This is a genomic window from Psittacicella gerlachiana (genome assembly GCF_003585965.1).
Taxonomy (GTDB): domain Bacteria; phylum Pseudomonadota; class Gammaproteobacteria; order Enterobacterales; family Psittacicellaceae; genus Psittacicella; species Psittacicella gerlachiana.
Genome location: NZ_NRJF01000173.1, coordinates 1 through 4,776 on the forward strand (window position 1 = coordinate 1; position 4,776 = coordinate 4,776).

General features: G+C 32.5%; 3 protein-coding genes. 1 reads left to right on the top strand and 2 read right to left on the bottom strand.

Annotated features, from left to right (window positions below; genetic code table 11):
* Positions 1 to 33: 33 nt before the first annotated feature.
* Both recA and CKF59_RS05790 read right to left on the bottom strand, forming a co-directional pair.
* Positions 34 to 1,101, bottom strand: coding sequence for a recombinase RecA (gene recA, locus CKF59_RS05785; RefSeq protein ID WP_119535011.1), 1,068 nt, complete (start codon positions 1,099 to 1,101; stop codon positions 34 to 36).
* A gap of 261 nt (positions 1,102 to 1,362) precedes the next feature.
* A complete protein-coding gene (locus CKF59_RS05790) occupies positions 1,363 to 3,558 on the bottom strand; it encodes a RelA/SpoT family protein (RefSeq protein WP_119535012.1) in 2,196 nt (731 codons plus the stop codon).
* Positions 3,559 to 3,875: 317 nt separating this feature from the next.
* On the opposite strand from CKF59_RS05790, the gene CKF59_RS05795 reads away from it, so the two are divergent.
* Positions 3,876 to 4,757, top strand: a complete 882-nt coding sequence (locus CKF59_RS05795; protein ID WP_119535013.1) for a ChbG/HpnK family deacetylase — start codon at positions 3,876 to 3,878, stop codon at positions 4,755 to 4,757.
* The last annotated feature ends 19 nt before the right edge of the window (positions 4,758 to 4,776 follow it).

Below are 4,776 nucleotides of genomic sequence, written 5' to 3' on the forward strand. Positions count from 1 at the left end.
CCTCTAATATATTTATTATATGCTTATATAGCATTAAAATAATTCGTCAGCAAGATCTGTTAGCTCATCAACTTGAGTATCATCACCACCAACAGTTAACAAATCATTACTTTGTAATAATTTGTCTTTAATTTTTTGTTCTAAGAGATCTGAAATTTCTTGATTAGCTTCTAACCATTCAATTGCTTTAGCTTTCCCTTGACCGATTTTTTGTCCTTCGTAAGAGTACCAAGCACCAGCTTTTTCAATAAAGCCATGAGTCGCTCCAAGATCGATAATCTCACCCGCTTTGTTGATCCCTTTATTAAAAACTATATCAAAAATTGCTTCACGGAATGGAGGAGCTACTTTATTTTTAACTACTTTAACACGAGTGGTATTTGCCACCACATTCTCTTTATCTTTTACTTGTGCCGTACGACGAATATCTAAACGTACTGAAGCATAGAAACGTAAAGCATTACCACCAGTAGTGGTTTCAGGGTTACCGAACATTACCCCGATTTTCATACGAATCTGGTTAATAAAAATTACTAAACATTTAGATTGTTTTACTGCACCGGTTAGTTTACGTAAAGCTTGTGACATTAAACGAGCTTGTAAACCTACATGGCTATCTCCCATATTTCCTTCAATCTCAGCTCTTGGTGTTAATGCTGCTACTGAGTCGATAACCACTACATCTAAACTGTTTGAACGCACTAGAGTTTCAACTATCTCTAATGCTTGCTCACCATTATCAGGTTGAGAAATAAATAAATCTTCTAAATTTACGCCAATGCGTTTAGCATAAGATGGATCTAACGCATTTTCAGCATCAATATAAGCACAGTTTAAACCATTTTTTTGTGCTTGTGCTACAACTGATAAAGCAACAGTAGTTTTACCTGAAGATTCAGGTCCAAAGATTTCCACGATACGACCTTGAGGTAAACCACCTACCCCTAAAGCTACATCTAGACTTAAAGATCCGGTTGAAATAGTTGGAATATTTAAATCTGGAGATTCACTCATACGGAAAATAGAACCTTTACCGTATTTCTTTTCAATCATGCTAAACGCAGCTTCAAAACTTTTTTTACGATCGTTATTATCTGACATTATTTTTCCTTATTTTAATTGGGATTCCTAAAATTAATATTTTTTCCTAAATGTGCTATCTTTTATGTAAATAAACAAAATATTATTTACAGGTTTGACACAGGTATATTATACCTTAAGCCTCATCTTTTGCGTTTAATTTTTTATACTTTTTCTTTGCTAATTTTCTCTTAAAAATTAAGATTTTAATTTTTTGACTAATAAATCAAGAACTCTCGCCTTACTGACGAGAGTTCTTGATTATTACTCTTAGCTTTATTACTATTTAACTCTTTCAATATGCCCTTGAGAATAAGCACGATCCCAACGGAAAATATTAATTAAATCAGAATGAGAACTTAAATAATCAATAAAGTTGTGAATTTCATTTACATTAGATACATGAAGCTCTAATTTTAAATAAGTAGTTTGGTCATGATGATTTACCCCAATTACCGCACGTAGAATTGGCTTAGGATAAGTGTTAACTAACTCTACTACCTGTTCAACAAATTTCTCAGGATCTTGTTGATTTTTTGTCTCTAAATGTAATTGCACATGTACCACACTATTAGGTAATGCCTCTATTCCCCATTTTATTAAGCAATGTTGATATGGAGTTAAATTACGTTGACGAATAAAATTAGTGTTTTGATGATGCACTAATAGACCATTACCAAAATTTGTGGTGAGAACTATAGGGTCATCCGGAGTGATAAAAGATTGTGGATCTATAACTACCTGATGTTTCACCGCCAATAAGTCAGCATAAGTTAAATTACAAACTAAAGTTCCATTTTGTAATTGTTCAAGGATATTATTTGAATCTTTATTGTCATCTAAATAAGAGTCAATTACCGCCTTAGCTACAGGTGAAATTATATTCCCTAAGCAAATTTCTGCATAAAGATCATCTAAAGATTTTAAATTAAAGAACTCTAAAGCTCTTTGAATTACTTTCTTATCCAAAGAGGCTAAAGACTTACCTTGATATAAATCTTGTAAAGCTCTATGACCTTTTTCAATATAATTATCCATTTCACGCTCTTTTAAAGCAAGACGCATTCTTGCACGAGCTCGTGCCGAGTTTACTAAGGTTAAAGAAAACTCAGTTGGATAAGCTTGAGGATCAGTAACTATTTCTACGGTTTGCCCAGTACGTAGGACTTGATTTAGAGCTACCTCTTGCCCATCGACAATACCACTTACAGCATGAATTCCTACATTTGTATGGATATAGTAAGCAAAGTCTAATACTGTAGACTTTTGTGGTAAAGTAATAATTTTTCCTCTTGGTGTAAAGATAAAAATATCTTCTGGGAAAATTTCTTCTTTTACCGAGTTATTAAATTCAATAGAGTTTACCGATGAATGTTGTAATTCAGCTAATGACTCTAACCATTTTTGCACTTGTTGTTGCCCAATAGTATTTTTATTATTTGGCGTATACATTAGAGTTTGAGCTATTCCTAAATCAGCTACTTCATCCATTGCTTCTGTACGAATAAAGATCTCAACTGGATCGCCTATCTCATTAATTAACTCGGTCACTAACGTTTGATAACCATTAGTTTTTGGCAAAGCAATGAAATCTTGGAAAGTTCCTGGTACAGGTTTAAAAATACTATGTACAATTCCTAAAGATCTATAACAATCATCTTGCGTTTTAGTGACTAAAATAAAGCGATAAATATCTAAGATCGAATTAAACTTTTGCTTTTTATGAAGCATACGTTTATAGATATTATATAAAGGAACACGTTCTATTTGCACATCAGCTTTAATCCCATTATTTCTTAAAGCCTCTTCAATTGAATTTTGTACATGAAGAATTTGTTTCTTACGAAGATTTGACGCTTTATCGGCAGCTTCTTTGAGTAGACGATAACGATTAGGATAGAGAGCTCTGAAAGAAAGATTATCTAATTCTTTCTTAATATGCATAATCCCTAAGCGATAAGCCAAAGCTGAATAAATATCTATAGTTTCTTGAGCAATACGACGTTGCTTATCCGGACGTAATGATCCTAAAGTACGCATATTATGCGTACGGTCGGCAAGCTTAATTAAGACCACACGAACATCTTTGGTCATAGCTAAAATCATCTTTCTAAAGTTAGCTACTTCAGCTTCTTTTCTCGTGCGGAACTTTAATTTATCGAGTTTAGAAACTCCATCTACTATATCTGTAACTATAGTTCCAAATAACTTCAATAATTCAGGACGTTGAAACTTGGTATCTTCTATAGTGTCATGAAGTAGAGCCGCTTGAATCGCTGGAACATCTAAACACAAATCCGCTAATATTCCTGCAACCGCAACAGGATGGGTTATATAAGGTTCTCCTGAACTTCTAAATTGCCCGTTATGTCCTTCATAAGCTACAGCATATGCTTGGCGACACTTTTCGATATCGTCAGTAGACATGTAGTTTAACTTCACTAATAGAGGTTCAAAATACTGATAATCTATTTGCATTGATAAAATCAATTCCCTAATTGTAGATATATAAATTTAACGTAACTTTTTAATCTAGCTCTAAGTTATTAAATTAAATTATTCTATATAAATATATATTTGCATCTCTTACTTTTGGATACATCTTTATTATTTTGATTTTACCACAAGTAAATAAAAATCTACACTAATTCATAATAAACCCTATAAAGCAAGAAAAATAACTAGATAAAAAGGCGTAAAGTTTCAAATAAATATTCTAAAGAAAAATTACACCTAACCCCAACTTTATAATAAAATAAAAGAAACAATTATCTTTAATTACTAATATAAAAACAATGGACACGAGTTTTAAGCAACTTTTAGCTTCACATAACTTAGAAATATGCGTAAGTGACTTTGGACTTACCCCTGGGATTAATCAAGCAACTATCAATCTTGCTAAAGAGGGGAAAATCAATTGTGCTTCGGTTCTTGTAGATGCTCCTAATCTAACTCTAGATTATATTGAAGAAGCCCTACGTTTAAAACATGACCATAAATTAAGTCTAGGCTTACACCTAAACTTTACTGAGAAACTTTCATCACATCAAGATGAAGACTTAATTACGCCAATTCATAAGCTCTTAAATCCACTATATCTCCACGTGGTATATAGTAAAGGAAAAAGCAAAGCACTTATTCAAAAAATTTATGAAGAAATAGAACGTCAATTTTATCTTTTTGAAGATTTATTTGACTGTTGGCCTGACTTTATTGATGGGCATCAACATGTACACATGTTGCCTCTATTTGCTCAAGCTCTACGCCAATTTTATGCAGAACACAGATTAGATCAAAATAAGATCTGGATTCGCAGTTTAAATCGAGTACACAAACTCAATAAAACTAAATTAGCCGGAGCTTCAAAAATACAAAATTTAATTTTACGCTTAGCCACCAAAAAAGCTCGATCTTCAGTATATTCTCTTCGTAAAGAATTACTTGGAGTTTATAACTATGATGTTACTCCTGAGCAATTTAAAAGCCTCCTAGAATTTTGGCTTAAAAATGCTAAGATCTATAATCAAAAAACTGGTCGAGGAGCTGTAATTATGGTACACCCTAGTGTACCTTTAACTCAAGTTCCTTTGGATGATCAAAAACAAGCCGTTCCTTATCAAGATTCTAAAGAAAAGGCTCGTTTGATCGAATACCAGGTTTTAAGTTCATTATCTTAATAATCATTAAATTAGCTCC